Below are 220 nucleotides of genomic sequence, written 5' to 3'. Positions count from 1 at the left end.
TACCAACGTATGCCCTTCCATCCATGTGTTCAACTCGGCAACCTTGATGCTGGCGTACTATCGCTGCAGCTGCTTTGACGCCCCGCGCCGCCGCTGGATGCGTCCGGCCGCTGCTGGCGGCCCAGGGGCGAAGCCTCGTGCTGGAACACGGTGGCGGCGTAATCCAACGCCAGAGCCAACAGGATGCCGAACACCACGTCGATCACGCTGTGCTGTTTCA

General features: G+C 62.7%; 1 pseudogene. It reads right to left on the bottom strand.

What is annotated here, in order from left to right:
• Positions 1-29 precede the first annotated feature (29 nt).
• Positions 30-220 (bottom strand): annotated as a pseudogene (locus H6B10_RS17045) (hypothetical protein); the annotation flags it as partial.

Source organism: Gemmiger formicilis (assembly GCF_016901605.1).
GTDB lineage: Bacteria > Bacillota > Clostridia > Oscillospirales > Ruminococcaceae > Gemmiger > Gemmiger formicilis_B.
The sequence above is the reverse complement of the archived record's forward strand: the minus strand, read 5'-3'. Positions and strand labels throughout refer to the sequence as shown.